Annotated in this window: 28 protein-coding genes; 7 read left to right on the forward strand and 21 right to left on the reverse strand. The window is 73.0% G+C overall.

Going from position 1 to position 26239, the window contains the following annotated elements; genetic code table 11:
- Positions 1 to 143 precede the first annotated feature (143 nt).
- A complete protein-coding gene (locus tag ACFV4G_RS32090) occupies positions 144 to 1487 on the reverse strand; it encodes a hypothetical protein (protein WP_380445658.1) in 1344 nt (447 codons plus the stop codon).
- A 313-nt stretch (positions 1488 to 1800) separates the two neighbouring features.
- On the opposite strand from ACFV4G_RS32090, the gene ACFV4G_RS32095 reads away from it, so the two are divergent.
- Complete coding sequence (locus ACFV4G_RS32095; RefSeq protein ID WP_380445659.1) at positions 1801 to 2721, forward strand: hypothetical protein; 921 nt, start codon at positions 1801 to 1803, stop codon at positions 2719 to 2721.
- A gap of 9 nt (positions 2722 to 2730) precedes the next feature.
- Here ACFV4G_RS32095 and mutM read toward each other — a convergent pair whose 3' ends face one another.
- The 10 genes from mutM to ACFV4G_RS32145 all read right to left on the reverse strand — a co-directional run bounded on the left by mutM (position 2731) and on the right by ACFV4G_RS32145 (position 12699).
- A complete protein-coding gene (gene mutM, locus ACFV4G_RS32100) occupies positions 2731 to 3609 on the reverse strand; it encodes a bifunctional DNA-formamidopyrimidine glycosylase/DNA-(apurinic or apyrimidinic site) lyase (RefSeq protein ID WP_380445660.1) in 879 nt (292 codons plus the stop codon).
- 52 nt (positions 3610 to 3661) lie between these two features.
- Positions 3662 to 4450 carry a ribonuclease III gene (rnc, locus tag ACFV4G_RS32105; RefSeq protein ID WP_380445662.1) on the reverse strand — a complete coding sequence of 263 codons (789 nt, stop codon included), beginning with the start codon at positions 4448 to 4450 and terminating at the stop codon, positions 3662 to 3664.
- Between the two features lie 20 nt (positions 4451 to 4470).
- Complete coding sequence (gene rpmF / locus ACFV4G_RS32110) at positions 4471 to 4644, reverse strand: 50S ribosomal protein L32 (RefSeq protein WP_188303282.1); 174 nt, start codon at positions 4642 to 4644, stop codon at positions 4471 to 4473.
- 2 nt (positions 4645 to 4646) lie between these two features.
- Complete coding sequence (locus ACFV4G_RS32115) at positions 4647 to 5291, reverse strand: YceD family protein (protein WP_380445663.1); 645 nt, start codon at positions 5289 to 5291, stop codon at positions 4647 to 4649.
- A gap of 160 nt (positions 5292 to 5451) precedes the next feature.
- Complete coding sequence (locus ACFV4G_RS32120) at positions 5452 to 6636, reverse strand: ATP synthase F0 subunit B (RefSeq protein WP_380445664.1); 1185 nt, start codon at positions 6634 to 6636, stop codon at positions 5452 to 5454.
- 196 nt (positions 6637 to 6832) lie between these two features.
- Positions 6833 to 7324 (reverse strand): pantetheine-phosphate adenylyltransferase, encoded by a 492-nt coding sequence (gene coaD, locus ACFV4G_RS32125; RefSeq protein ID WP_380445666.1) that lies wholly within the window; start codon positions 7322 to 7324, stop codon positions 6833 to 6835.
- A 49-nt stretch (positions 7325 to 7373) separates the two neighbouring features.
- Positions 7374 to 7952, reverse strand: a complete 579-nt coding sequence (gene rsmD / locus ACFV4G_RS32130; protein WP_380445667.1) for a 16S rRNA (guanine(966)-N(2))-methyltransferase RsmD — start codon at positions 7950 to 7952, stop codon at positions 7374 to 7376.
- A 160-nt stretch (positions 7953 to 8112) separates the two neighbouring features.
- Positions 8113 to 8646, reverse strand: a complete 534-nt coding sequence (locus ACFV4G_RS32135; protein WP_329929722.1) for a hypothetical protein — start codon at positions 8644 to 8646, stop codon at positions 8113 to 8115.
- A 127-nt stretch (positions 8647 to 8773) separates the two neighbouring features.
- On the reverse strand, positions 8774 to 11005 hold the full coding sequence (gene recG, locus ACFV4G_RS32140) for an ATP-dependent DNA helicase RecG (RefSeq protein ID WP_380445668.1): 2232 nt from the start codon (positions 11003 to 11005) through the stop codon (positions 8774 to 8776).
- Positions 11006 to 11067: 62 nt separating this feature from the next.
- The gene (locus ACFV4G_RS32145; protein WP_380445669.1) at positions 11068 to 12699 is read right to left on the reverse strand and encodes a DAK2 domain-containing protein; all 1632 of its coding nucleotides are present in this window, start codon (positions 12697 to 12699) and stop codon (positions 11068 to 11070) included.
- A 281-nt stretch (positions 12700 to 12980) separates the two neighbouring features.
- On the opposite strand from ACFV4G_RS32145, the gene rpmB reads away from it, so the two are divergent.
- Positions 12981 to 13166, forward strand: coding sequence for a 50S ribosomal protein L28 (rpmB, locus tag ACFV4G_RS32150; RefSeq protein WP_014138233.1), 186 nt, complete (start codon positions 12981 to 12983; stop codon positions 13164 to 13166).
- 161 nt (positions 13167 to 13327) lie between these two features.
- Here the strand turns inward: rpmB and thiD are convergent, their stop codons facing one another.
- The 3 genes from thiD to ACFV4G_RS32165 form a co-directional block, all read right to left on the reverse strand.
- Positions 13328 to 14155: a bifunctional hydroxymethylpyrimidine kinase/phosphomethylpyrimidine kinase gene (gene thiD / locus ACFV4G_RS32155; protein WP_380445670.1), complete on the reverse strand. Its 828-nt coding sequence runs from the start codon at positions 14153 to 14155 to the stop codon at positions 13328 to 13330.
- Between the two features lie 23 nt (positions 14156 to 14178).
- Positions 14179 to 15204: an ATP-dependent 6-phosphofructokinase gene (locus ACFV4G_RS32160; RefSeq protein ID WP_380445671.1), complete on the reverse strand. Its 1026-nt coding sequence runs from the start codon at positions 15202 to 15204 to the stop codon at positions 14179 to 14181.
- Positions 15205 to 15373: 169 nt separating this feature from the next.
- Positions 15374 to 16339, reverse strand: a complete 966-nt coding sequence (locus ACFV4G_RS32165; protein WP_380445672.1) for a thiamine-phosphate kinase — start codon at positions 16337 to 16339, stop codon at positions 15374 to 15376.
- 242 nt (positions 16340 to 16581) lie between these two features.
- On the opposite strand from ACFV4G_RS32165, the gene ACFV4G_RS32170 reads away from it, so the two are divergent.
- On the forward strand, positions 16582 to 16815 hold the full coding sequence (locus tag ACFV4G_RS32170) for an Lrp/AsnC family transcriptional regulator (protein WP_218205768.1): 234 nt from the start codon (positions 16582 to 16584) through the stop codon (positions 16813 to 16815).
- Positions 16816 to 16835: 20 nt separating this feature from the next.
- Positions 16836 to 17351 carry a DUF3515 domain-containing protein gene (locus tag ACFV4G_RS32175; protein WP_380445673.1) on the forward strand — a complete coding sequence of 172 codons (516 nt, stop codon included), beginning with the start codon at positions 16836 to 16838 and terminating at the stop codon, positions 17349 to 17351.
- A gap of 73 nt (positions 17352 to 17424) precedes the next feature.
- On the opposite strand, the gene ACFV4G_RS32180 is transcribed toward ACFV4G_RS32175, so the two are convergent.
- The 3 genes from ACFV4G_RS32180 to ACFV4G_RS32190 all read right to left on the reverse strand — a co-directional run bounded on the left by ACFV4G_RS32180 (position 17425) and on the right by ACFV4G_RS32190 (position 20463).
- Positions 17425 to 18570, reverse strand: coding sequence for a D-alanine--D-alanine ligase family protein (locus tag ACFV4G_RS32180; RefSeq protein ID WP_380445674.1), 1146 nt, complete (start codon positions 18568 to 18570; stop codon positions 17425 to 17427).
- A gap of 70 nt (positions 18571 to 18640) precedes the next feature.
- Positions 18641 to 19642 carry an NAD(P)H-dependent glycerol-3-phosphate dehydrogenase gene (locus tag ACFV4G_RS32185; protein ID WP_380445675.1) on the reverse strand — a complete coding sequence of 334 codons (1002 nt, stop codon included), beginning with the start codon at positions 19640 to 19642 and terminating at the stop codon, positions 18641 to 18643.
- The gene (locus tag ACFV4G_RS32190) at positions 19639 to 20463 is read right to left on the reverse strand and encodes a lysophospholipid acyltransferase family protein (protein ID WP_380445677.1); all 825 of its coding nucleotides are present in this window, start codon (positions 20461 to 20463) and stop codon (positions 19639 to 19641) included. The genes ACFV4G_RS32185 and ACFV4G_RS32190 overlap by 4 nt, the downstream gene beginning before the upstream one ends.
- A 229-nt stretch (positions 20464 to 20692) precedes the next feature.
- On the opposite strand from ACFV4G_RS32190, the gene cofC reads away from it, so the two are divergent.
- Positions 20693 to 21376 (forward strand): 2-phospho-L-lactate guanylyltransferase, encoded by a 684-nt coding sequence (gene cofC / locus ACFV4G_RS32195; RefSeq protein WP_380445678.1) that lies wholly within the window; start codon positions 20693 to 20695, stop codon positions 21374 to 21376.
- Positions 21377 to 21433: 57 nt separating this feature from the next.
- Positions 21434 to 21655: a hypothetical protein gene (locus ACFV4G_RS32200; protein WP_380445679.1), complete on the forward strand. Its 222-nt coding sequence runs from the start codon at positions 21434 to 21436 to the stop codon at positions 21653 to 21655.
- 146 nt (positions 21656 to 21801) lie between these two features.
- Here the strand turns inward: ACFV4G_RS32200 and ACFV4G_RS32205 are convergent, their stop codons facing one another.
- The 4 genes from ACFV4G_RS32205 to leuC form a co-directional block, all read right to left on the reverse strand.
- Positions 21802 to 22512, reverse strand: coding sequence for an HU family DNA-binding protein (locus tag ACFV4G_RS32205; RefSeq protein ID WP_380445680.1), 711 nt, complete (start codon positions 22510 to 22512; stop codon positions 21802 to 21804).
- A 133-nt stretch (positions 22513 to 22645) separates the two neighbouring features.
- A complete protein-coding gene (locus ACFV4G_RS32210) occupies positions 22646 to 22993 on the reverse strand; it encodes a hypothetical protein (protein ID WP_380445681.1) in 348 nt (115 codons plus the stop codon).
- Between the two features lie 182 nt (positions 22994 to 23175).
- A complete protein-coding gene (leuD, locus tag ACFV4G_RS32215; protein ID WP_380445682.1) occupies positions 23176 to 23772 on the reverse strand; it encodes a 3-isopropylmalate dehydratase small subunit in 597 nt (198 codons plus the stop codon).
- 3 nt (positions 23773 to 23775) lie between these two features.
- Positions 23776 to 25197, reverse strand: coding sequence for a 3-isopropylmalate dehydratase large subunit (gene leuC, locus ACFV4G_RS32220; protein ID WP_380445683.1), 1422 nt, complete (start codon positions 25195 to 25197; stop codon positions 23776 to 23778).
- A gap of 234 nt (positions 25198 to 25431) precedes the next feature.
- On the opposite strand from leuC, the gene ACFV4G_RS32225 reads away from it, so the two are divergent.
- Positions 25432 to 26145: an IclR family transcriptional regulator gene (locus ACFV4G_RS32225; protein ID WP_030246527.1), complete on the forward strand. Its 714-nt coding sequence runs from the start codon at positions 25432 to 25434 to the stop codon at positions 26143 to 26145.
- Positions 26146 to 26239 lie beyond the last annotated feature (94 nt).

Raw genomic sequence — 26239 nt, forward strand, 5'->3', positions numbered from 1 at the left:
GGGGCGCGCGCGCGCGCCGCCGCGCGCGCCACCGAGAGTTCTGAGTCCACCCCGGGGGCGCGCCCCCGGCCGCCGCCCGGGGGCGCGCCCGCGCCCCCCCCCGCAGCGGGGTGCGCGTCGGGTCGGCGCGTCGGGTCAGCGGGTCACCAGTCGCCGCCGCCACCGCCGAAGTCGCCGCCACCGCTCCAGTCACTGCCGCTGAAGTCCCCGGCGTTGAAGTCCGCCCCGGTGAAGTCGCCGCCCTCGTACTGGTCCTGGTAGCCGTGGTGGCCGCCCTCCATCATCGGCGCCGCGGCGTAGGCCGGGCTGCTGATCATCGAGCCGAGCACGGTGCCGACCAGCAGACCGGGCAGCAGGCCGCCGCCGAAGCTGCTGTAGTAGCCACCCGCGTACGGGGCGTAGGCCGGGCCGGCGTTCCAGTACGGCTGCGGGCCGTACTCGGTGTCGACCGTGCGGACGGCCGGGTCGAGGCCGGCGGCGACGCGGTCCGCGTCCGCCTGGCAGACCGGGACGCTGCGGGCGGAGCCGCCGGCCGGGGCCCACTCGACGTCCTTGACGGACGGGCCGTGGCGCGGGTCCATGAAGCACGGGGGACGGCGCTCGGGCAGCGGGCGCTTGTCGCGCCGGGCGGCCAGGGTGGCCAGCGCGAACCGGCCGTCCTCGATCGTCTCGGTGACGACCTTGACGTCCTCGGGCTTCTTGGCCTCGTCCATCAGGCGCTTGGCCTTCTCGTACGACTCGAGCGCGTGGCTGTAGTCGGTGCGCTGGACGTCGTCCGCGTCGGCGGCGCGCGGGTTGAAGTCCAGGCGCTCCAGCTCGACGCCGTAGGCGGTGATGTCCTCGTCGACCACGCGGCGCAGCTGCTCCAGCTCGGCGCGGGCCTGCTCCTCCTTGCGCTTCTTGGCGCGGCGGAAGAGGAAGAAGACACCGGCACCGGCCAGCACGAGCAGCACGACCGGGATGACCACCCAGGCGATCGAGGTGCTGTGGTTCACCCCGCTGCCCTTGGTCTGCGGGGCGGCCTGGTCGACGAAGTCGTTCAGGGTCGCGTTGATGTCGCCCTTGTCGGCGCGGGCGACGGCGCCTCCGATCCGGTCCGCGACGCCGACGCCCATGGCGCCGCGGTCGGAGCGGGCCATGAAGCCGCCGGTGCCCCGCCAGACGCCGTAGACGCCGTCGATGCCCACCAGGGTGCGCAGATCGGTGAGGATGGTGTCCTTGTTGGCGCTGTCGGGGACGACCGCGATGAAGATCGGCTTGTCGGCCTTCTCGATCTTCTTGGTCAGGGCGTCCGCCTGCGCCTGGCTGAAGCGGTCCAGCATCGTCGGGGCGACGTAGACCTGGCCCTTCTTCAGGGTGGCCGCGGCGTCGCTCAGGCCACCGGCCGCGGAGGCCACCGGGGCGAGCAGAAGCAGAAGCCCGAGCAGCGTCGCCGCGACCACGGCGAGCGGCCCGGTGCCCCGGGAACGTCGAGCAAGGGTTCTCATAACACCCGACGCTACCGCGACCGGCGGCGAAGCACGCCATACCCTTCGCATACTGGTGATGAAGGGATTCCCCGCCGGACGCCGGGGCCGTCCCCTCCTCGGGGATGAGATTTCCCCCAAGTCACCCTGAAGCGGACTGCCGCCGGGAACCGCGGCAGGCGGCCGGACGTACGTCCCGGCAGGCCCGGAGCGGTCGGAGGGGGTGTCCTGACCGTATCGTGCGGACGGGCATAGTGGTCCCGGACCGCGGGTCCATTACCCGCTCTTGACCCACCGCCCCTCGTGGCCCCAACCCCTCTGATCGGAGCGCTCGGTGATCATCGGCCTCGTCACCGCCGTGGCGGCATCCGCCTGTTACGGCACCGGCTCGGTCCTGCAGGCCGTCGGTTCCCGGCGGTCCGCCCGCGAGGAGGCGGCCAAGGGCGCCTCCACCGCCACGACCGAGCACGGCGGGCCGAGCCTGTCCTCGACCGCGAAGGCCGCCGTCACCTGGGAGTTCATCCTCGGCACGGTGCTCGACCTGATCGGCTTCGGACTCGGCGCGCTGGCCGCCCGGCTGCTGCCGCTGTTCCTCTCCCAGACGATCATCAGCGCCAACCTGGTGATCACCGCGGTGCTGAGCATCAAGCTGCTCGGCATCCGGCTCAAGCAGCTGGAGTGGGCGTCGATCGGCGTGCTCTGCTCGGCGCTGGTGCTGCTGGCCGTCTCGGCCGGCCCCGAGGGCGGCCACCACGCGGAGATGTCCTTCCACTGGTGGCTGCTGATCATCACCACCGTCCTGCTGGTCGGCGGCGGCCTGCTGGTGCGGCGGATGGGCTCGAAGGGCGCGATCGTCGCAGGTCTGCTCTCCGGCCTCGGCTTCGGCGCCCTCGGCGTCGGCGTGCGCATCCTCAACGGCGTCGAGCCGTTCGAGCTCGGCGGCCTGCTCTCCGACCCGGCGCTGTACGCGATCCTCATCGGCGGCCTGGGCGGCATGTACGTGCACACGGTCGCGCTGCAGATCGGCTCGGTGAACGGCGCGACGGCCGCCCTGGTGGTCGGCGAGACGGTGCTGCCCGGCGCGGTCGGCGTGCTGTGGCTCGGCGACTCCTCCAAGTCCGGCCTCGGCTGGCTCGGCGTGGCCGGCTTCCTGCTCGCGGTGGTGTCCGCCGTCGGCGTCGCCTACTTCGGCCAGGGCGACCACGGAGCCCTCGGGGACGCGGCCGACCAGCAGCCCGAACTCGCGCACAAGTAGCGCCGCCCGTCAGCCCCCGCTGCGCTCCCGCGGCACCCGCTGGCAGCGGGGGCAGAAGTAGCTGGAGCGGTTCATCCACGCGGCCCGGCGGATCGCCGTACCGCAGCGGCGGCAGGGCTCGTGCTCGCGGCCGTACGCGTCGAGGTCCCGCGAGAAGTAGCCGCTCTCGCCGTTCACGTTGACGTACAGGCTGTCGAAGCTGGTGCCGCCGACGGCCAGCGCCGCGGTCATCACGTCCCGGGCACTGGCCAACAGCACGGCCGCCTGCGGGCGGGTGAGCGTCGCCGTCGGCCGGTCGTAGTGCAGCTTGGAGCGCCAGAGCGCCTCGTCGGCGTAGATGTTGCCGACACCGCTGATCAGCGTCTGGTCGAGCAGCGCGCGCTTGACGGTGGTGCGCTTGGCGCGCAGCGCGGCCGTGAAGGCGTCGTCGTCGAAGCGCGGGTCGAGCGGGTCGCGGGCGATGTGCGCGATGGAGACGGGCGTGCCCTCCGGGTCGCCCTCCTCGGCCTCCTCGACCGCGAGGCCGCCGAAGGTCCGCTGGTCGACGAAGCGCAGTTCGCGTCCGCCGTCGGAGAAGCGCAGCCGCACCCGCAGGTGCGTCTCGTCGGGCACCGACGGGTCCTGGACGAGGAGTTGACCGCTCATCCCGAGGTGGCCGATCAGCGAAAAGCCCGAGCCGGTGCCGGCCAGCGGCAGCCACAGGTACTTGCCGCGGCGCTGCGCGGCGCCGAGCGTCGTCCCGGTGAGCCGGGCGGCGAAGTCGGCGGCACCGGCGGGCTGGCGGCGCACCGCGCGCGGGTGCAGGACCTGGACGTCGGAGACGGTCCGCCCGGCGACCCAGTTCGCCAGTCCGCGGCGGACCACCTCGACCTCGGGAAGTTCGGGCAAGGCAGCATTCCTCCTGCGGAAAGGGACCGGCAGGAGGAAGGCTACTGCCTCGTCACGCGCCGGCGGGCAGCCGGTCGGCGTACTTCTCCTTGATCGCGCGCCAGGCGCTCTCGGCGGCCTTCTGCTCGGCTTCCTTCTTCGAACGGCCGACGCCGCTGCCGAAGTCCTGGCCGGCCACGCGGGCCACCGCGGTGAAGGTCTTCTCGTGGTCCGGACCGGACTCCATGACCACGTACTCGGGCACGCCGATGCTCACCGAGGCGGTGAGCTCCTGCAGGCTGGTCTTCCAGTCCAGGCCCGCGCCCAGCTGAGAGGACTCCTCGATCAGCGGGTCGAACAGGCGGTGGACGAACTCGGTCGCCGCGTCCAGGCCCTGGTCCAGGTAGACGGCGCCGATCACGGCCTCGACGGTGTCGGCGAGGATCGACGACTTGTCGCGGCCGCCGGTGCCCTCCTCGCCCTTGCCGAGGCGGATGAAGACGCCCAGGTCGAGCCCGCGCCCGACGTCCGCGAGCGCGCGGGAGTTGACCACCGCGGCGCGCAGCTTGGCGAGGGTGCCCTCGGGGACGTCCGGGTGGACGCGGTAGAGGGTGTCCGTCACCACGAGGCCCAGCACCGAGTCGCCGAGGAACTCCAGGCGCTCGTTGGTGGGCAGCCCGCCGTTCTCGTACGCGTACGAGCGGTGGGTCAGGGCACGCACCAGAAGGGCGCGCTCGAGCGTGTACCCGAGGCGCCCTTCCAGGACGTCGTATTCGGTCGAAGCCGGCCCACCGGCCTTGCCACCGCCCGAAGGACCCTTCGGGGCGGAGGACGCCTTGCGGGTGGAGTTACCGTCCGACATCGATCCGTGCACCCCGCCGATCAGACCGAGAGGACCTGGCGGCGGTTGTACGTGCCGCAGCTGGGGCACGCGATGTGGCCGAGCTTCGGCTCGTGGCAGCTGTCGCACGCCACGAGGGCCGGAACGACGGCCTTCCAGTTGGAACGGCGGTGGCGCGTGTTGCTGCGCGACATCTTCCGCTTCGGAACAGCCACGGCTACTTCTCCTGGTTCTCGGCGGCACCCTCACGGGTGTCGCTGTTCTTGATCCCGTCACCCTCGTCGCCGGGGGCGGCGGAGAGTCCCTGCAGAGCCGCCCACCGGGGGTCGGCGGCGTCGTGGTGGTGCGCCGGGTCGTCGCTCAGGCGCGCTCCGCACTCGGAGCACAGGCCCAGGCAGTCGTCCTGGCACACCGGCTGCAGCGGCAGTGCGAGCACCACCGCGTCACGCAGCACCGGCTGGAGGTCGAAGAAATCGCCCTCCAGGCGGTAAGTCTCTTCTTCCGAGTCCTCGTCGAGGTCCTCGGTCCCGGTGGTCCGGGCGCGGTGACGCTCGTCGGACTCCGGGTAGTAGTACAGCTCCTGGAAGTCCACGTCGATGTCGAACTCGACGGGCTCCAGGCACCGGACGCACTCGCCCTCGACCACGGCCTCGGCGGTGCCGGTCACCAGCACGCCCTCGACCACGGACTCCAGGCGGAGCTCCAGCTGGACCTCGCTCTTCTCCGGCACGCCGATCACGTCGATGATGCCGAAGCCCTCGGGGGCCTCCAGGGTGCGGGACACCTTGCGCATCGACCCCGGACGGCGGCCGAGCTCGTGCGTGTCGAACACGAGGGGGTCGCGGTGGTCGAGGCGGTTCAAGGTGTCCTGACTTCCATGGAAGGTGATCGGTGGGCCCCATGTGCGGCGGCGCCCCGAGGGCAAGCCGAGCGTCCGACATGGAGGGGCCGGAGTGGTCAGACTACCGGAGTCTCCCGCCAGGCCCAACTTCGGTCCCGGAGGAACGCCCCGGGACCGGTGTTCAGCGCCCGCCGAGCTCCCGCAGCCTGGTCATGTCGATCATGCTGGTGTCGAAGAAGCTCGTCTCGTCCAGCCCGGGCTGCTGCTGGGGCACGACCGGCGGGGCGGCGGGCTGCTGCGGGTAGCCGTAGGCGTCGTACTGCTGCGCGCCGTAGCCCTGTTGCTGCTGCGGATAGCCGTAGTCGGCGTGCTGCTGGCCCGCGTAGTCCCCGTGCTGCTGCTGTTGCGGGTACCCGCCCGTGGCGTCCTGCTGCTGGGCCCACTGGGCCGCGTACGGGTCGCCCTGGGCGGCCGGGTCGAAGCCGCCGCCGTACACCTCGGCGTACTGGCCGCCCTGCTGCTGGGCCGCCGCCGCGTACTGGTCGGCGCCGGGGTTCTGCCAGCCGGCCGCGGCCGGGGTCTGCTCCGGCCAGCTCTGCTGCTGCGGCACGTCCTCGCGGTACCAGGCGAGCTCCTCGCCGTCGCCCTCGGCGGCGAAGCCCGCCGCGACCGCCTCGGCCCGCTCCTTGGCCTGCTGCGCCTCGTCGGCGGCGGCCAGGTAGGCGCCCAGCTCGTCGATCGGCCGCTTGCCGAGGAGCTTGTCGCGGCCCTTGCCGACGGCCTCCAGGGTCGCGCTGAGCACGTTCTCCAGGGTGGCGAGCTTCACATCGACGTACTCGTCGACCTCGGGGCTCGGGCTGACCCGCTGCGGCCGGAACTCCTCGCCGTCCGTCTCGCCGTCGTACTCGTTCTCGAAGACGCTGGAGTCGCCGCGCAGCTTGGTCCGGCCGCGGCCGACGGCGCCGAGCGTCTTGGTCAGCACGACCTCGAAGTTGGCGAGCTTGCTGTCCACGTAGTCGTCGGCCTCGGCCCGCTTGGTGTCCACGTCGGAGCGCGCCTCGGCGAGGATCCGGTCGGCCTCGGCCTGGGCCCGGCGGACCACCTCGGTGTCCGAGATCAGCGAGCCGCGCTCGGCGTGCGCGCCCTGGATGATCCGGTCGGCCTCGGCCTGGGCGCCGGCCACCACCTGCTCGTGGTCGGCCATCACCGACTGCGCCTGGGCCAGTTCGGCGGGCAGGACCGCCTTCAGGTCGTTGATCAGGCCGATCAGCTCGGCCCGGTTCACCACGCAGGAGGCCGACATCGGCATCGAGCGCGCGTTCTCGATCGCCGCCACGATCTCGTCGACCTTGTTCTGCACGTCCACGGGGCTTCGTCTTTCCGTGTGCCGCCGACGGTCCGGCGGAGGCAGGCCCGGCGCGGTGGACCTCACCGCAGGGCAGGAATACAGACTGTACGGCCACTGCGGGGCACGGTCACAACGCCCGAACCGGGCCGGGCCCCCGGGGGATCCCGGCGACACGGACAAACCATGACGAAGCGGTAGGAAGGGAACGGCCGGACTACTGCTCGGCCTTGCGCTCCGCGATCCGCTCGACCAGCCGGCGGTGCACCGTCTCCGGCAGCAGGTGCGAGACGTCGCCGCCGTACGAGGCCACCTCCTTGACCAGGGTCGAGGACAGGAAGCTGTACGTCGGCGAGGTCGGCACGAACAGCGTCTCGACGCCCGTCAGCCCGTGGTTCATCTGGGCCATCTGCAGCTCGTAGTCGAAGTCGCTGACGGCCCGCAGCCCCTTGATGATCGCGGGGATGCCGCGCGCGCGGCAGTAGTCCACCAGCAGGCCGTGGTGCGACTCGACCACCACGTTCCCGAACTCCGCGGTGACCTCCTCGATCAGGCCGATCCGCTCCTCGACGCTGAACATGCCGCGCTTGCTCCGGTTGATCAGCACCGCGACGTGCACCACGTCGTAGAGCTTCGAGGCCCGCCCGATGATGTCGAGGTGGCCGTTGGTGATCGGGTCGAACGAACCGGGGCAGACGGCTCGGCGCATGGCGTTTGTGCTCCCTCGTGGGGTGACGGCTGCTGCGGGCCTCGGCCCGCTACTCGTGCTGGCGGGCGGCGGCGCGACCGTACCAGAGCGTGCCCTCGCCGTAGCGGCGGGAGCGCAGCACCTCGAAGCCGTCGGGCCAGCCGAACTCTCCGCCGCGGGTGCTGCGCTCCACGGTGACGAGTGCGTCCGCCGCGAGCCAGCCCCCGGCCAGGAGTGTGATCAGCATCTCGCGCAGCTCGTCGTCCGTGACGGCGTACGGAGGATCGAGGAACACCAGGTCGTACGGGGCCTGCGGGGGCGGCCCGGCGATCACCTTCTCGGCCTTGGCGGCCTTGAGTTCCGCGCCCGGCAGGCCGATCGTGCGGACGTTCTCGCGGATCACCCGGGCCGCCTGGCCGTCGGCCTCGACCAGCAGGACGTGATCGGCCCCCCGGGACAGCGCCTCCAGGCCGACCGCGCCCGATCCGCCGAACAGGTCGAGCATCCGGCTCCCGTGCAGGGTGCCGCGCAGCGCCTCCAGGGTGGAGAACATCGCCTCACGGGCCTTGTCGGAGGTCGGTCGGGTGCCCCGGCCTGGCGGTACGGCCAGCCGGCGGCCGCCGGCCGCTCCGGCGATCACGCGGGTCATGGTGGTGGGAGGTCCTTTCGTCGCTGCCCGACCACGCTACCCGCCCCGAGCCGAAGGGGAGCGCCGACCGTCGGCGCCGGGCCCGAGCGGACCGGAGGCGAGTGGGCGAACAGCAGCGCGGCCCCCGCCGGGCGTACCGGCGGGGGCCGCGGGGCACCGTCTAGCTCGCCTCGGAGCCCGTCGACTGCGCCGGGACCGCCGCGCCGAGCAGGGCCGGCGAGGCGTAGCGGGACCAGGAGAGGCAGCCGTCGGGCGGGCAGAACTCGGGGCGGCGCGGGTCGTGCCCGAGCTCGCGCAGCTTGGTGCGGACGGAGTCGGGCGTGCGGCCGAAGCGGGCGGCGATCCGGGCGACGGTCTCGCCGTCGTGGAAGCGCCGGACCAGTTCCTCCTCGTGCTGCGGCACCCAGGGGGCGCCGTGGCCGGGGTACAGCTCGCGCAGCACGTCGCGGTCGGGGATGGGCTCGGAGACGTCGGCGACGATCGCCAGCGCCCGCAGCGCGCGGTTGAGCGCGATCCGCAGCGAGGCGACGTCCTCGACCGGCAGGCGGAGCTTGCCCGAGGCGAGCGGCGCGGCGGCCGCCCCCTCGCGCCAGCCGGTCAGGGTGAGGGTGACCTCGCGGTCGTCGTCGCTGGCGAGTTCGATCCGGAAGACCTTGTCGCCCAGCGGGAGCTCGTTGAGATGACGGAATGCCATGGCAGGACCCCCAAGTGTCGCGCCAGGTACGCACCTTGAGGTGCGCCCTGAACACCTTCATTCTCTCGCGGGGGTCTGACAATTCCCGGGCCGCGCGGGACCGCCCGACCGGCCGGGGCCGGCCCGCTCAGCCCTTCTCCATGTAGGCCGCGCGGTCCTCGTCGATGAGGCTCTCCAGCGCGGTGCGCAGCTCCGGGTGGGCGGCGAGCTCCGGGTCCTCGGCGACGAGCCGGGTGGCCTCCGTCCGGGCGGTGAGGATGACCTCCTCGTCCTCCAGTACCGAGAGCACCTTGAGCGAGGACTTCACACCGGACTGCGCCTGGCCCAGCACGTCGCCCTCGCGGCGCTGTTCGAGGTCGATCCGGGACAGCTCGAAGCCGTCCAGCGTGCCGGCCACGGCGTCCAGCCGGGCCCGGGCCGCGCTGCCCGCGGGCATGTCGCTGACCAGCAGGCACAGGCCCGCCGCGCTGCCGCGGCCGACCCGGCCGCGCAGCTGGTGCAGCTGGGAGACGCCGAAGCGGTCGGCGTCCATGATGACCATCGCGGTGGAGTTGGGGACGTTGACGCCGACCTCGATCACGGTGGTGGCGACCAGGACGTCCACCTCGCCCGCCGAGAACCGCCGCATCACGTCGTCCTTGGCCTCGGGCGCGAGCCGGCCGTGCAGGATCTCCACCCGGAGGCCGCTCAGCGGGCCCTTCACCAGCTTCTCGGCGGTCTCCACCACCGAGAGCGGGGGCCGCCGTTCGTCGCTCTGGGCGCCGGCGTCGGCGATGTCCTCGAAGTCCTCCTCGGCCGCCTTCCGCTTCTTCCTGGCCCCGCTGTTCGCTGCCGGGGCCACCGGCTCCTCGTCCCCGATGCGGGGGCAGACGACGTACGCCTGGTGGCCCTTGCCGACCTCCTCGCGGACCCGCTCCCAGGCGCGGGTGAGGAAGTTGGGCTTCTCGACCGCCGGGACGACGTGGGTGGAGATCGGGGAGCGGCCGGCCGGGAGCTGGTCCAGGACGGAGGTCTCCAGGTCCCCGAAGACCGTCATCGCGACCGTGCGCGGGATCGGAGTGGCGGTCATCACCAGCAGGTGCGGCGGCTGGTCGCCCTTGGCGCGCAGCGCGTCCCGCTGCTCGACGCCGAAGCGGTGCTGCTCGTCGACGACGACGAGGCCGAGGTCCTGGAACTGGACCTTGTCCTCGATCAGCGCGTGGGTGCCGATGGCGATCCCGGCGTCCCCGCAGGCCATGTCGAGCAGCGCCTGGCGGCGGGCCGGGACGCCCATCGAGCCGGTGAGCAGCACGACCCGGGTGCCGAGGTCGGAGCCGCCGATCATGCCGCCCTCGGCGAGGTCGCCCATCATCTCGACGATCGAACGGTGGTGCTGCTGGGCGAGCACCTCGGTGGGCGCGAGCAGGACGGCCTGGCCGCCGGCGTCGACCACGGCGAGCATCGCGCGCAGCGCGACCAGCGTCTTGCCGGAGCCCACCTCGCCCTGGAGCAGCCGGTGCATCGGGTGCTCGCTCGCGAGGTCGGCGGCGATCTCGGCGGACACCTTCCGCTGCCCCTCGGTGAGGGTGAACGGCAGCCGCTCGTCGAACGCGTCCAGCAGGCCGCCCTCACGGGCCCGGCGCGGCTTGGCGGGCAGCGCGGACTCGGCGGCCCGGCGCTGGGCGAGGGCGACCTGGAGGACGAAGGCCTCGTCCCAGCGCAGCCGGCTCTGGGCGCGCTCGCGGTCGGCCTGGCCGCGCGGGCGGTGGATCAGCTCCAGGGCCTCGGGCAGCGGGATCAGGTCGTGCCGCTCGCGCAGTTCGGCGGGCAGCGGCTCGCCGACGTCGCCGAGGTGCTTGGTGAGCGCGGTGTCGATACAGATCGACAGCTTCCAGCTGGGCATCTGGGCGCTCGCGCCGTACACCGGGATGAGGCGGCCGGCGAACTGCTGCGCGGCATCCGACCCGGCGTCCTCGTCGAGCAGCTGGTAGTCCGGCGAGACCAGCTGGCGGGTGCGGTTGAAGACGTTGACCTTGCCCGCGAACAGGCCCTGGGCGCCGGACCTGAGCTCCTTCTGCCGCCAGCCCTGGTTGAAGAACACCAGCGAGAGCCGGCTGCGGCCGTCGGTGACGACGACCTCCAGCCGGTCGCCCTTGCGGCCGCGGAACGGGATGAGGGTGACCTTCTCGATCCGGGCCAGCACGGTGACGTGCTCGTCGACCTCCAGCTCGTCCAGGCTGGTGAGCTGGCCGCGTTCGACGTAGCGGCGGGGGTAGTGGTGCAGGAGGTCCCCGACCGTGCGCAGCTTGAGGCTGTCGGCGAGCACCTTCGCGGTGCGGTCGCCGACGAGCTTGGTCAGTGGTTCATCGAGAGCGCCCATCAGGCCCTTGTTTACACCAAAGCGCCGACAGACCGGGCCGCTCCGCGGGCCCCGTCCGGCGCCTACTCGACCCCGATCAGCAGCGGGGCCGCCTCCCGGCCGCCGTGGAAGACCACCGTGTCCACCTCGGGCCGGCCCTGGCGCACGTGCGCGACGAGGTGTTCGGCGAGCGCGTCGTCCGCGCCCTCGCCGAGGATCAGGGTGACGAGTTCGCCGCCCGCGCCGAGCATCCGGTCCAGCACGCTGGCCCCGACCTCGGCCGGGCCGGCGCCGATCACCGCGACGTCCCCGTCGATCAGGCCGAGCACGTCGCCGGCCTGGCAGACCCCGGCCATCGTCCAGGACTCCCCCTCGGCGACGGCGAGTTCGGCGTAGCGGGTGGCCCCGGCGGCGGAGGTCATGGCGACCACGTCCTCGTCGAAGCGGCGCCCGGCCTCGTGCACCGCGAGCGCCGCGAGCCCCTGCACCGGCGAGCGGGTGGGCAGGACGGCGATCCGCACGCCCTCCTCGCGGAGCTGGTCGGCGGCGGCGCCGGCGGCGGCGCGCAGTTCGGGGTCGTTGAGCAGCAGGACGACCTCGCGCGCGCCCGACCTCCGGACGGCGGCGGCGAGTTCGGCGCTGGCGGTGGGGCGGTCCGGGTCGGCGCGGAGCACGACGGCGCCGGCCTGCTCGCAGAGTTCGGCGAGGCCCTCGCCGCACACCACGGAGAGCACCGCGCGGGCCGGTTCCTCGCGCTCGCCCGGCTCGGCGGCGGCGCCGGAGCGGGCGGCGGCCTCGGCGAAGTGGGTGATCCGGATCTGGTGCGGCCGGCCGGCCCCGATGCCGGCCTCGACGGCGGCGCCGGCGTCGTCCACGTGGACGTGCACGTTCCACAGGCCGTCGCCGCCGCCGATCACGAGCGAGTCGCCGAGCCCGCCGAGCCGCTCGCGCAGCGCGGGCAGGGCGTCGTCGGGGGCGTCCAGCAGGTAGATGACCTCGAAGGCGGGGTGGCCGGGGCCGGGCGGCCTCATGCGGGCCTCGCAGCTCTCCAGCGCCCGGACGTCCCCGCGCAGCGCGACCGGTCCCATCGGCTGGTGCCCGGCGACGGCGTCGGCGAGCGCGCCGAGGACGGCCACCAGGCCGCGCCCGCCGGCGTCGACGACCCCGTTCTCGGCGAGCACGGCGAGTTGCTCGGGGGTGTGCCGCAGCGCGTCCCTGGCGGCCCGGTACGCGGTGTCGGCGACCTGCGCGAGTCCGTCCCCGGCCCGGACGGCCTCCCGGGCGGCGACCCGGGCGACGGTCAGCAGCGTGCCCTCGACGGGCTCCGCGACGGCCTGGTAGGCGGAGTCGGCGGCCCGCTGGAGGGCGGCCCGCAGCTGGTCGGCGCCGCCGCCGTCGGCCAGCGTCTCGGCGGTGCCGCGCAGCCACTGGGCGAGGATCACGCCGGAGTTGCCGCGGGCGCCGACCAGCGCGCCGCGGGCCATCGCCCGGACGGTGTCGGCCAGGCCGGGGGCCGGCTCGGCGGCCGGGTCGGCGAAGCGGCTCTCCACCTCGGCGGCGGCGGACTCGACGGTCAGGTAGAGGTTGGTGCCGGTGTCGCCGTCCGGGACGGGATAGACGTTGAGTGCGTCGATCTCCTCGCGCGCCTGGCCGAGCGCGCGCAGGGCGAGCTGGCACCAGGTGCGCACGGCCGGGGCGTCGAGCGTGTGCAGCACCAGGTCTCCTCCGGATGGGACGCCGCGATGGCCTCGGGTCGAACGGCGAGGGGCGATACCGGCAGGTTATCGGGGGCCGGGAGGGGTCGCCCGGGCCGTCGGCCGGAGCGATCACCCGGGCGGTCATGGTAGTTTCGTTGAACGGGAGCAAGCGTTGTATGCTCTTCCGGTTGCCTGGAACAATCCGGGCGCACCCCCCAGGTCGGTCCGGTTCACGCGAGTGTTCCGGTGTTCTGGTGGGTTGTCGAACGTAACTGATCTGAAGTCTTGGAGTGACTCCTGTGGCTGCCAACTGCGACGTCTGCGGCAAGGGGCCGGGCTTCGGCAACAGCATCTCCCACTCGCACCGCCGTACCCCCCGTCGTTGGAACCCCAACATCCAGACGGTGCGCGCTGTGATTGGGCGGACGCCGAAGCGGCTCAACGTCTGCACCTCGTGCATCAAGGCCGGTAAGGTCTCGCGCTGACGCGCAGACCGGCATGCCGGTCCTCCAGGTGATGGGGGGGGGGGGGGGGTGGATGGGTGAGGGAGGAGAATGATAGAGAATAGAGGGGGGGGGGGCGGCGGCGGCCCGGCGCCCGCGGGGGGGGGGGGGGCGCCCGGGGGGCCCCCCCCCCCCGGCGTTCGTCAGCGCCAGCGCCAGGCGTGGTCGACCGGGCCGATCCCGGCGCCGAGGGCGAAGCCGCCCGCGATCGCGCCGGTGATGTACTCCTTGGCCGAGCCGACGGCCTCCGGCAGCGGCTCGCCCTTGGCGAGTCCGGCGGCGATCGCGCTGGCCAGCGTGCAGCCGGTGCCGTGGGTGTGCCGGTTGTCGTAGCGCGGCGCCCGGTACCAGTGCTCCTCCCCCGGCCCGCCGTACAGCAGGTCGGCGGCCTCGCCCGCCAGGTGTCCGCCCTTGACCAGGACCCAGCGCGGCCCGAGGTCGAGCAGCGCCTTGGCGGCGTCCAGCATCTGCCCCTCGTCCTCGACGGTGCGGCCGGTGAGCTGCGTCACCTCGTGCAGGTTGGGCGTGGCCAGGGTGGCCACCGGCAGCAGCTTCTCGCGGACGGTCGCGACGGCCTCGGCGGCGAGCAGCGCGTCCCCGTGCTTGGAGACGCCGACCGGGTCGACGACCACCGGGGCGTCCACCCCGGCCAGCAGGTCCGAGACGGTCTCGACGAGCTCGATCGACGCGAGCATCCCGGTCTTCACGGCCTGCACGCCGATGTCGTCCACCACGCTGCGGAACTGGGCCCGGACGGCCTCGGCGGGCAGTTCCCAGTAGCCCTGGACGCCGAGCGAGTTCTGCGCGGTGACGGCGGTGATCACGCTCATGCCGTGGACGCCGAGGGCGAGCATGGCCTTGAGGTCGGCCTGGATGCCGGCGCCGCCGCCGGAGTCGGAGCCGGCGACGGTGAGCACGCGGGGAGGGGCCGCGTGGGAAGGAGCCACGCGGGGAGGAGCAGTCGAAACCATGCCCCCAACCTACCCGCGACCGCTCAGAGCACGGCTTCCGATTCCGCCCAGCGGTCCTCCGGCACCGTCTTCAGCCTGGTCACCGCGTCCGCGACCGGCCGCAGCTCGATGGCGTTCCCGCGCAGCGCCGTGAAGTGGCCGAACGCGCCCGCGTGCACCGCCTCCACCGCGTGCCACCCGAACCTGGTCGCGAGCACCCGGTCCCGCGCGGTCGGGGTGCCGCCGCGCTGGGTGTGGCCGAGGATGACCGGGCGGGCCTCCTTGCCGAGCAGGTTCTCCAGCTCGTTGGCGAGCCGGTTGCCGATCCCGCCGAACGTCCGGTGCCCGAACTGGTCGACCTCGCCGTGGTCGAAGCGCATCGTGCCGGGCATCGGGGCGGCGCCCTCGGCGACGGCGATGATGGCGAACTTCTTGCCGCGCGCGAAGCGGTCCTCGACCATCCGGGCCACCGCCTCGATGTCGAACGGCTTCTCCGGGATCAGGATGCCGTGGGCGCCGCCGGCCATGCCCGCGGTGAGCGTGATCCAGCCGGTGTGCCGGCCCATCAACTCGACCACCATGACGCGCTGGTGGGACTCGGCGGTGGTCTTCAGCCGGTCGATCGCCTCGGTCGCGACGTGCACCGCGGTGTCGAAGCCGAAGGTGACGTCGGTGGCGTCGATGTCGTTGTCGATGGTCTTCGGCACCCCGACCACCGGCAGTCCGGCCTCGCTGAACAGCTTGGCGGCGGTCAGCGTGCCCTCGCCGCCGATCGCGATCAGCGCGTCGATGCCGATGTCCCGGGCCAGCGTCTTGGCGTTCTCCACCGCCCAGGCGATCCGCTCGCGCCGGACCCGGGCCGAACCGAGGATGGTGCCGCCGAGGGTGAGCAGTCCGGTGACGTCGTCGTGCGAGACCGGACGGGTGCGCCCCTCGATCAGACCGAGGAAGCCGTCCAGGATCCCGACGATCTCGTCACCGTGCACATCCGTGCCCCGGTGCACCACGGAGCGGATCACCGCGTTGAGGCCGGGGCAGTCGCCGCCGCTGGTCAGAACACCGATGCGCATGGTTGGTGCGTTCTCCGCTCGCAGTGGTTCGGACCACCCGCGCCCGGAGGGCGGGCGGGCTCGATCCCTCGCAAGCCTACGCAGAACCGGCGCGCGAATCCCGTCCGCGGCACCCGGGAGCGTGACGTTCCGTACGCGTGTCCGAGCGCCATCAGCCGTACCGCGTACGTCACTCGGCGAAGTGGTCCCAGCCGCCGACCCGGTCCCAGGGCGCGCCGTCGACCGTCACCCGGCCGCCGCGGGTGCCCCGGGGCCGGCCGGTCACCTCGCCCACCACCCGCCAGCGGGCCGGGAGTTGGATCCCGCGCGGGAAGGTCGCCACGATCGCGTGGTCCTCGCCGCCGGACAGCACCCAGACCAGCGGGTCCACCCCGACGGCCTGGCCGATGTCGGCCATCTGCGCCGGGACGTCGAAGTCGGCGGCCAACAGGTCGATGTCCACGTCGCTGGCGCGGGCCACGTGCCCGAGGTCGGCGACCAGCCCGTCGCTCACGTCGATCATCGAGGTCGCGCCCAACTCGGCCGCGGCCGGGCCGGCGTGGTACGGCGGCTCGGGGCGGCGGTGCGCCTCGACGAAGGCGCGCGGGGAACGGAAGCCGCGCTGGAGCACCGTCAGGCCGGCGGCGGACCAGCCCAGCCAGCCGGTCACCGCGACCACGTCGCCCACCTGCGCGCCGGAGCGCAGCACGGCCGCGCGCCCCTGGAGGTCCCCGAGCGCCGTGATGGCGAGCATGACGGTGTCGCCGCGCACCACGTCGCCGCCGACCACGGTCGCGCCGGCCACCTGGCACTCGTCGCGCAGCCCGTCCATCAGCTCGGTGGCCCACGTGGTGGGCAGGTCGGCGGGGGCGACCAGGCCCAGCAGTATCGCGGTCGGCACCGCGCCCATCGCGGCCACGTCGGCGAGGTTCTGGGCGGCGGCCTTGCGGCCGACGTCGTAGGCGGTGGACCAGTCCCGGCGGAAGTGCCGGTTCTCGATCAGGACGTCCGTGGTGGCCACCACCCGGCCGTCCGGGGCCTTCACCACCGCCGCGTCGTCGCCCGGGCCGAGGTCGACCGCGTCGGTGAGCGGTACCCGGGCGGTCAGCTCCCTGATGAGGCCGAACTCGCCGAGCTCGCCCACGGTCCCCTGCATCTGCCGTCCTCTCGCACTCAATCCGAATCGTGCTGCCGTCCGGATCGCGCTGCCATCCGGATCCGGTCCCCCGTCGCTCCCCCCGCGCGCAGCGTACGCCCTCCCGGGGTGCAGAGGTCTCCCCTCCCCGGCCCGCAGCGCGGTAGCGTGGTGATCAGACTGCCGGTGAGCCCGTTTCCCACCCGACGTCCCTCCGGGCGAGCACGGCGGCGATCCCCCCAACCGGCCGCCGGGAGGCCCCCGTGGTACAGGCGTACATCCTGATCCAGACCGAGGTCGGCAAGGCCACCGCCGTGGCCGAGTCGATCTCCAAGATCCCCGGCGTGCTCACCGCCGAGGACGTCACCGGCCCCTACGACGTCATCGTCCGGGCCGAGGCCGACACCGTGGACGACCTCGGCCGTCTGGTCGTGGCCAAGGTCCAGCAGGTGGAGGGCATCACCCGCACCCTGACCTGTCCGGTGGTCCACCTGTAAGGCGCGGCTACGATCGGCTGGTGCCCACAGAACTGCGCGTCCCCCGCGCCCTCGCGGCCCTGCCCGCGCCGGTCCGCTGGCTCGCCGTGCCCGTCGCGCTGACCTGCACCGTCGTGGTGCTGCTCGGCAGTTGGAGCGGGCCGGCGGACATCGAGGTGCCGACGCCGACCGGCAAGGCGGCCGGCTACTGCCGGAACCTGGCCGCCGCGCTGCCGCAGGAGCTGCTCGGGCACGCCCGCAAGGACCCGTCGCCGTCCTCGCCGTACGTCGCGGTCTGGGACACCTCGCCCCGGACGGTGCTGCGGTGCGGCATCGACCGGCCCGAGGAGCTCGACGGCCCGCACGCCATGGACATGTCGCCAACGCTCGACGACGTCACGTGGTGGTCGCAGAAGCTGGACGACGGGAGCTACCGCTTCGTCACGACGATGCGCGCCGCGTACGTCGAGGTGACCTCCCCCGCCAACGTCTACGACAGCCCGTTGGACCCCGCCTCGGCGGTCACCGCAGCCGTCAAGGCGAACGTCCCCGGCTGACCGGAACGGACGAACGACCGACGGAGGGCGGGCCGGGAGCTTCCCGGCCCGCCCTCCGTTCCCGCGCGGGCGACTAGCGCAGCCCGGTCGAGCGCCGCAGCGCCGCCTGGAGCAGCCGGTCGATGAGCTCCGGGTACGCGACCCCGGTGGCCTCCCACATCTTCGGGTAGGCCGAGATCGGGGTGAAGCCGGGCATCGTGTTGATCTCGTTGATCATCCAGGTGCCGTCCTCCAGCAGGAAGAAGTCCACCCGGGCGAGGCCCTCGCAGCCGAAGGCCTCGAACGCGGCCACCGCCTGGCGACGGATCTCGGCGGTCTCGTCCGCCGACAGCTCCGCCGGGATCCGGACGTCCGAGGAGTCGATGTACTTGGCCTCGAAGTCGTAGAACTCGTAGTCGCCGCCGACCATGATCTCGCCGGGCACGCTGGCCCGCGGGCCGTCCTCGAACTCCAGCACGCCGCACTCGATCTCGCGGCCGGTCACCCCGGCCTCGATGATCAGCTTGGGGTCGTGCCGGCGGGCCTCCTCGATCGCGGCGTCCAGCTCGGCCAGGTCCTTGACCTTGGTGATGCCGATGCTGGAGCCGGCCCGGCAGGGCTTGACGAAGAGCGGCAGGCCGAGCTCGGCCACCCGCTCGCGCACGGCCGCGCGGCCCTCCTCGGTCTCCCAGTCGCGCCGGTTCACGATGGTGTAGCGGCCGACGTTCAGGCCGTGCGAGGCGAGGATCCGCTTGGCGAACTCCTTGTCCATGCCGGCCGCGCTGGCGAACACGCCGTTGCCCACGTACGGGACCCCGGAGAGCTCCAGAAGGCCCTGCAGGGTGCCGTCCTCGCCCCAGGGGCCGTGCAGCAGCGGGAACACCACGTCGACCTCGCCGAGCGCCTTGGGGGCGCCCCCCGGCTCGCTGAGGAGGACCTCGCGGCTGCCCGGCGAGACCGGCAGCGCGACCTGCCCGTCCACGGACTCGGCGACGTGCGCCACGTCCGGCAGCCTGCCGTCGGTGATGGCCATCCGGGCCGGCTCGTCGCTGGTCAGCGCCCAGCGGCCCTCGTGCGTGATGCCGATCGGCAGCACGTCGTACTTGTCGCGGTCGATCGCCCTGAGCACGCTGCCCGCGGTGGAGACCGAGATGGCGTGCTCGGAGCTGCGCCCGCCGAACACCAGCGCGACGCGGGGCTTCGGGGCGGACGGGTTCGGGGAGGACTGTTCGATGCTCATATCGCGTTTGAGACTACCGTGCGACGTGTTTCCGGAAAGTTAGCCGCCCCGCCACGCCGCCGCCCGGCGGTCAGCGCCGTTCCGCCTTCGCGGAGCGGGACATGAGCGTCTGCAGCGCCTCCTGGGTGGGCCTGCCGTTGTGCACCACGTCCACGACGGCCTCGACGATCGGCATGTCGACGCCGCTGCGCCGCGCGAGGTCGAGCACCGACTCGCAGGACTTGACGCCCTCGGCGGTCTGCTTGGTCGCCGCGATCGTCTCGGCGAGGGACATGCCCCGGCCCAGGTTCATGCCGAAGGTGTTGTTGCGCGACAGCGGCGAGGAGCAGGTGGCGACCAGGTCGCCCATCCCGGCGAGGCCCGCGAACGTGTGCGGGTCGGCGCCGAGCGCCTCGCCGAGCCGGGTGGTCTCGGCCAGCCCGCGGGTGATCAGCGTCGCCTTGGTGTTGTCGCCGAGCCCCATGCCCGCGGCCATGCCGACCGCGAGGCCGATCACGTTCTTGACCGCGCCGCCGAGTTCGCAGCCCACCACGTCGGTGTTGGTGTACGGGCGGAAGTACGGCGTGTGGCAGGCCGCCTGGAGCCGCTTGGCGACCGCCTCGTCGCTGCAGGCGACGACGCTGGCGGCGGGCTGGCGGTTGGCGATCTCCTTGGCCAGGTTGGGCCCGCTGACCACCGCGACCCGCTCCCGGCCGACCTTGGCGACCTCGTCGATGACCTCGCTCATCCGCTTCGCGGTGCCGAGTTCGATGCCCTTCATGAGGCTGACCAGGACGGTCTGCGGCTCGATCAGCGGCGCCCAGGCGGCCAGGTTGTCGCGCAGCGTCTGCGAGGGCACCACGAGGACGGCGAAGTCGGCGCCGGCCAGCGCCTCGGCGGGGTCGGTGGTGGCGCGGACGGAGTCGGGCAGGCGCACGCCCGGGAGGTAGTCCGGGTTCTCGTGCGTGCTGTTGACCGCGTCCGCCAGCTCCTGGCGGCGGGCCCAGAGCACGACCTCGCTGCCGGCGTCGGCCAGCACCATCGCGAACGCGGTGCCCCAGGAGCCGGTCCCCATCACGGCGCAGCGGGTCACTGACCGGCCTCCTCGGTGTTCGTGCCGCCCTTGGCGCGGCGGCGTTCGGCGAGCGCGGCGGCGGCCCGCTCGCGGGCGGCCCTGCGCATGTCGTAGCGCTCGGCGGGCGGCTCCTCGCCGCGCACGCCGACCAGCACGGCGGTGATCGCCGTCATGATGTCCTCGGTGGCGTCGCCCAGCACCTGGGCGGTGAGCTCCATGCCCCGGTACTTGCTCAGGTCCACCGGCGGACCGGCCGCGACGACCACCCGGTGGCGCGGGAAGAGGTTGAACCTGCCCTTCCCGTAACCGGGCCGGCCGTACGGCGGGATGATCTCGTGGGCGCCCCAGTGCGCGACCGGGATGACCGGCGCACCGGTCATCAGCGCGACCCGGGCGACGCCGCTCTTGCCGGTCATCGGCCACAGGTCCGGGTCCCGGGTGAGGGTGCCCTCGGGGTAGAACTGCACGCACTGGCCGTTGTTGACGGCGTCGATCGCGGCCCGGAACGCCTGTGCGGCGTCCGTCGACTCGCGGAACACCGGAATCTGGCCGGTCTTGCGCAGCATGAATCCGATGAAGGGAATCGAGAACAGCGAGGACTTGCCGAGAATCCGCGGCGGGCGGCCGCTGTTGTACTGCCAGTGCGCGTAGACCAACGGGTCGATGATCGAATTGTGGTTCACCGCGGCGATGAATCCACCTTCCTCGGGAAGGTGCTCCCAGCCCCGCCAGTCGGGCTTCACCAGCGCGGTCGTCACCGGCTTGACCAGCACGGCCGCAAAGCGGTACCAGATGCCGTAGTCGGCGTTGCCGAACTTGGCGTGCGAGCGGCGGGCCACCCCAGGTCCTCCTCATCCGTGCGGCACACGGGGTGCCGCGGTCCTTGCCTCCCGGCGCCGGTGCACCGGCCGCCCGGTGCCCGGATCGCGGGCGCGGAACAGTGTCGCCCGCCCGCTCACCGACTGTCGAGCGACCGCGCCAGCGCACCGGGCGGTCGTGATCAAACGCACGTCCGCACAGCTGGGACGGCCTGGCGGGGGCTCCGGGGCCGGCGTCACAATGACGCCGATGACCCAGGACACCGTACGCCCCAGCGGGCCCGTCGCGCCCGCCGCACCCACCGCCGGCTGGTCGCTGGTGCTGCCGCTCAAGCCGCTCGCCCTCGCCAAGTCCCGGCTGGCCCCGTACGCCGGGCCGCACCGGGCCGACCTGGCGCTCTCGTTCGCGCTCGACACCGTCACCGCCGCGCTCGCGACCCCGGGCGTCGCCCGCGTCCTGGTGGTCACGCGGGACCCCGCGGCCGGCCCGCGGCTGGCCGCGCTCGGCGCCGTGGTGGTGGCCGACGAACCCGGCGGCGGCCTCAACCGGGCGCTGGCGCACGGGGCGGCGGCCGCGCTGGCGCTCGCCCCGGACGCGCCGCTGGCCGCCCTCTCGGCGGACCTGCCGGCGCTGCGGCCGGCCGAACTGGCCCGGGTGCTGGGCGCGGTGCCGTCCCGGGGCCGGGCCTTCCTGCCGGACTCCCCCGGCCTCGGCACGACGCTGCTCGCCTGTGCCCCCGGCAGCCCGCTCGCCCCCGCGTTCGGGGACGGCTCACGGGCCCGGCACGCGGCCGGCGGGGCGCTCGAACTGGGCCTGGCGGACGTGGAGTCGGTGCGCCGCGACGTCGACACCGGCGCGGACCTCGGCGAGGCCCTGGCCCTCGGCGTCGGCCCCCACACGAGCGCCTCGTTCGCCCTCATCGGCCGTTCCTGACGCACGCCCCGCGAGACGCCGCCCGGGACTGTCGGACCCGCTCGCTATGCTGCTGGCATGCAGGCCACCGCGTTCACCTTCGACCCCGCCACCCGGGCCGGCTCCGTGCTGCTCGACGACGGGACCCCGGTGCCGTTCGACGCGGCCGCCTTCGACGTCGGCGGCCTGCGGCTGTTGCGGCCCGGCCAGCGGGTGCGCATCCGCACCGAGGGCAGCGGCGGGGCGCGCCGCGTGGTCTTCCTGACGCTCCAGACCTTCCCGGACCCGGCCGACGGCTGAACCGCCACCCGCCGGCGGTGCCGGCCGGACGCCCGGCGGGAAGAGGACCGCAACGCGAAAGAGCCGTGGCGGCCCGGCCTCCGCGTCATGCGGAAACGGGTGCGCCACGGCTTCTCTCGAAGGCCGTCCGAGGACGCCGCGCGGGACTACTTGGCGGTGGTCTTGCGCGCGGTGGTCTTGCGGGTGGCGGTCTTCTTCGCCGGAGCCGTCTTCTTGGCCGTGGCGGTCGCCTTCTTGGCGGTCGCGGTGGTCTTCTTGGCGGCGGCGGTGGTGACCGTCTTCTTGGCGGCGGCCGTCTTCTTCGTGGCGGTCGCCGTGGTCTTCTTGGCGGCGGCCGTGGTGGCCGTCTTCTTGGCAGCGGCGGCCGTCTTCTTCGTGGCGGTCGCCGTGGTCTTCTTGGCGGCGGCCGTGGTGGCCGTCTTCTTGGCGGCGGCCTTCTTGGCGGCCGGCGCGGCGGCAGCGGCGGCGGCGCGCTTGGTGGCGGCGCGCTTGGCGGCCGGGGTGGCGGCGACGCCGCTCTTGCCCGGGGTGAGGGAGCCCTTGGGGGCCTTCTTCACCGAGGGGCCTTCCTTCGGCAGCTTCTTGCTGCCGCTGACCAGGTCCTTGAAGCCCTGGCCCGGACGGAAGCGGGGCACCGAGGTCTTCTTGACCTTGACCTTCTCGCCGGTCTGCGGGTTGCGGGCGAAGCGCGCGGAGCGCTCCACCTTCTCGAAGGTGCCGAAACCGGTGACCGAAACCCGGTCACCGGCCACAACGGCACGGACCATGGTGTCGAGCACTGCGTCGACGGCCTCTGCGGCAGCCTTGCGACCGCCCAGCTGCTCGGCCACCGCTTCGACAAGCTGAGCCTTGTTCACGTCTTCCCCTTCGGAAACGGGCGCCGGATGATTCCATCCGTTCTTTTCGCACGTTAGGTATGTATCTGCGGACTTTCAATTACCAAACGCGCGAATCACCCTAGTGTCGCAATGGATTTGCGCGTCGGCGACCTCAGCCGAGCGGCGGGCGCCCCTCGTCGAGGTCATGCACAAACCGACTCAACCGCCTTGCCGCCTCCGGAAGATCGCGCTTGGCGGCCTCGGTGACGATGAGGAGTTGACGGGTGAGAGCGGTCTTTGCATCCGTAGACACGTTCAGCGCATGCACACGGTCGTGAGCTTGCTTCAACCGCTCGGCCACAAGCGCGTAGAGCGCTGCGACTTCCGGGTCGTCCGGCCCCTCAGCAGGTGCGGAGGCGACGTCCGGCCGCTCGTCAATTCGGCGTTCGGATCCCCGGCCCGTGGACTCCGAAGGCGCGGGTTCGCCGCCCGCGTACGGAGGTTCATGGTGCCGGTGCATGCACTGATTGTGCCATCTACCCGCAGTTGTGCATGCGCGGGGCCCTCTCGGGCAAAGCCAAATGGGCAATCGGGGGCGGCCCGGCGGCCCTAACTCGTGCTCCGGAACGCCGGATGGCCCGCCCCCCCGAGGAGGGGGCGGGCCATCCGGCGGATCGTCAGAATGCTTGTTCTGAAGGGATCTCAGGCAGCGGGCTGGGTACGGGGCTTGAAGGCCGGGCGGGTCGCCTCGAACGCGGCGATGTCGGGCTCGTTCTGCAGCGTGATGCTGATGTCGTCCAGCCCGTTGAGCAGCCGCCAGCGGACGTTATCGTCCAGTTCGAACGGCGCGGTGACGCCCTCGGCCCGGACCTCGCGGGCCTCCAGGTCGACCGTGATCTCGGCACCGGCGTCACTCTCGGTGAGCACCCAGAGGCGCTCCACGGTCTCCTGCGGCAGGACGACCGTCAGCAGGCCGTTTTTAAGGGAATTCCCACGGAAGATGTCGGCGAAGCGCGACGAGATGACGGCGTGGAAGCCGTAGTTCTGCAGCGCCCAGACGGCGTGCTCGCGCGAGGATCCGGTGCCGAACTCGGGGCCGGCCACCAGGACGGTGGCGCCCCGGCGCTCCGGCTGGTTGAGGATGAACGACTCGTCCTTGCGCCAGGCCTCGAACAGCCCGCCCTCGAAGCCGGAGCGGGTCACCTTCTTCAGCCAGTGGGCGGGGATGATCTGGTCGGTGTCGACGTTGCTGCGGCGCAGCGGGACGGCCCGGCCGGTGTGGGTGGTGAACTTCTCCATGGCTCAGGCCTCCACGGCGATGTCGGCGGTCAGGTCGGACGGGGCCGCCAGCCGGCCCAGGACGGCGGTCGCGGCGGCGACCTGCGGGGAGACCAGGTGGGTGCGGCCGCCCTTGCCCTGCCGGCCCTCGAAGTTGCGGTTCGAGGTGGAGGCGCAGCGCTCGCCGGGGGCGAGCTGGTCGGGGTTCATGCCCAGGCACATCGAGCAGCCCGCGTGCCGCCACTCGGCGCCGGCCGCGGTGAACACCTTGTCCAGGCCCTCCTCGACGGCCTGCAGGGCGACGCGCACCGAGCCCGGCACGACCAGCATCCGTACGCCGTCGGCGATCCGGCGGCCGTCCAGGACGGCGGCGGCGGCACGCAGGTCCTCGATGCGGCCGTTGGTGCAGGAGCCGACGAAGACGGCGTCGACCTTGACCTCGCGCAGCGGGGTGCCGGCCTCCAGGCCCATGTACTTCAGGGCGTTCTCGGCGGCGGTGCGCTCCTGCGGGTCGGCGAAGTCCTCGGGGTGCGGGACGGCGGAGCCCAGCGGAGCGCCCTGGCCGGGGTTGGTGCCCCAGGTGACGAACGGGGTCAGCTCGCTCGCGTCGATGAAGATCTCGTGGTCGAAGACCGCGTCCTCGTCGGTGCCCAGGGTGTTCCAGTACGCGACGGCGGCGTCCCAGTCCTCGCCCCGGGGGGCGTGCGGGCGGCCCTTGAGGTACTCGAACGTGGTCTCGTCCGGGGCGATCATGCCGGCCCGGGCGCCCGCCTCGATCGACATGTTGCAGATGGTCATCCGGGCCTCCATGGACAGGCTCCGGATCGCCGAACCGCGGTACTCCAGGACGTAGCCCTGGCCGCCGCCGGTGCCGATCTTCGCGATGACGGCGAGGATCAGGTCCTTGGCGGTGACGCCCTCGGGCAGCTCGCCCTCGACGGTGATCGCCATGGTGCGAAACGGCGCGAGCGGCAGCGTCTGGGTGGCCAGCACGTGTTCGACCTGGCTGGTGCCGATGCCGAACGCCAGTGCGCCGAAGGCGCCGTGGGTGGAGGTGTGGGAGTCGCCGCAGACCACGGTCATGCCGGGCTGGGTCAGGCCGAGCTGCGGGCCGACGACGTGGACGACGCCCTGCTCGACGTCGCCCAGCGAGTGGATCCGGACGCCGAACTCGGCGGCGTTGCGGCGCAGCGTCTCCAGCTGGACCTTGGAGACCGGGTCGGCGATCGGCTTGTCGATGTCCAGGGTCGGGGTGTTGTGGTCCTCGGTGGCGATCGTCAGATCGGTGCGGCGGACCGGGCGGCCGGCCAGCCGCAGGCCGTCGAAGGCCTGCGGGCTGGTGACCTCGTGGAGCAGGTGCAGGTCGATGAAGAGCAGGTCGGGCTCACCCTCCGCGCGCCGCACGACGTGGTCGTCCCAGACCTTCTCTGCGAGTGTCCGTCCCATCGGGTTCCCTCCAGCCGGCCGCGTTGCCGGCCTTCTCGGTGTCGTCGAGGTCAAAGCTGTCGCCGCCCATGGTGCGGAGCGCTTCGCGCGACCTGCACGCCGGATCGGTGTCCACGATGCGGACACTCTGTCGAGGCCCCATCCTGGGTGTCTCCCGGGCTGCTGCATCCAGAGTGGCGCTTTTCCGGCGAGATTGAACTTGCGTCTCGCGGAATGAGACTGCAGTCTTAGGGCATGGACAACACTAGCGGCGTCGGCGTTCTCGACAAGGCCGCTCTGGTGCTCAGCGCACTGGAGTCGGGCCCCGCCACGTTGGCGGGGCTGGTCGCCGCCACCGGTCTGGCGCGCCCCACGGCCCACCGACTCGCCGTCGCACTCGAACACCACCGTCTGGTCACCAGGGACATGCAGGGGCGTTTCATCCTCGGCCCCCGTCTCTCCGAACTCTCCGCCGCGGCGGGCGAGGACCGGCTGCTCGCCACCGCGGGCCCGGTCCTGACCCACCTGCGCGACGTCACCGGCGAGAGCGCACAGCTCTACCGCCGGCAGGGCGAGATGCGGATCTGCGTAGCCGCCGCCGAGCGGCTCTCCGGTCTGCGGGACACCGTCCCGGTCGGCAGCACCCTGCCGATGAAGGCCGGCTCGGCCGCCCAGGTCCTGCTGGCCTGGGAGGAGCCCGAGCGGCTCCACCGCGGCCTCCAGGGCGCCCGCTTCACCGCGACCGCGCTGAGCGGCGTCCGGCGCCGCGGCTGGGCCCAGTCGATCGGCGAGCGGGAGCCGGGCGTCGCGTCCGTCTCCGCGCCCGTGCGCGGCCCCTCCAACCGCGTCGTGGCCGCCGTCTCCGTCTCCGGCCCGATCGAGCGCCTGACCCGCCACCCGGGCCGGCTGCACGCCCAGGCCATCATCGAAGCCGCGAACCGGCTCACCGAGGCCCTGCGGCGCAGCTGACACACCACGCGGAAAAGCCCGGCGGGGGGCCCCAGGCGGTGGTGGGGGGGGCGCCCGGGCGGTGGAGTCGGCGTCGGGGGGGGACAAAAAAAAA

Source organism: Kitasatospora sp. NPDC059747, assembly GCF_042732955.1.
GTDB lineage: Bacteria > Actinomycetota > Actinomycetes > Streptomycetales > Streptomycetaceae > Kitasatospora.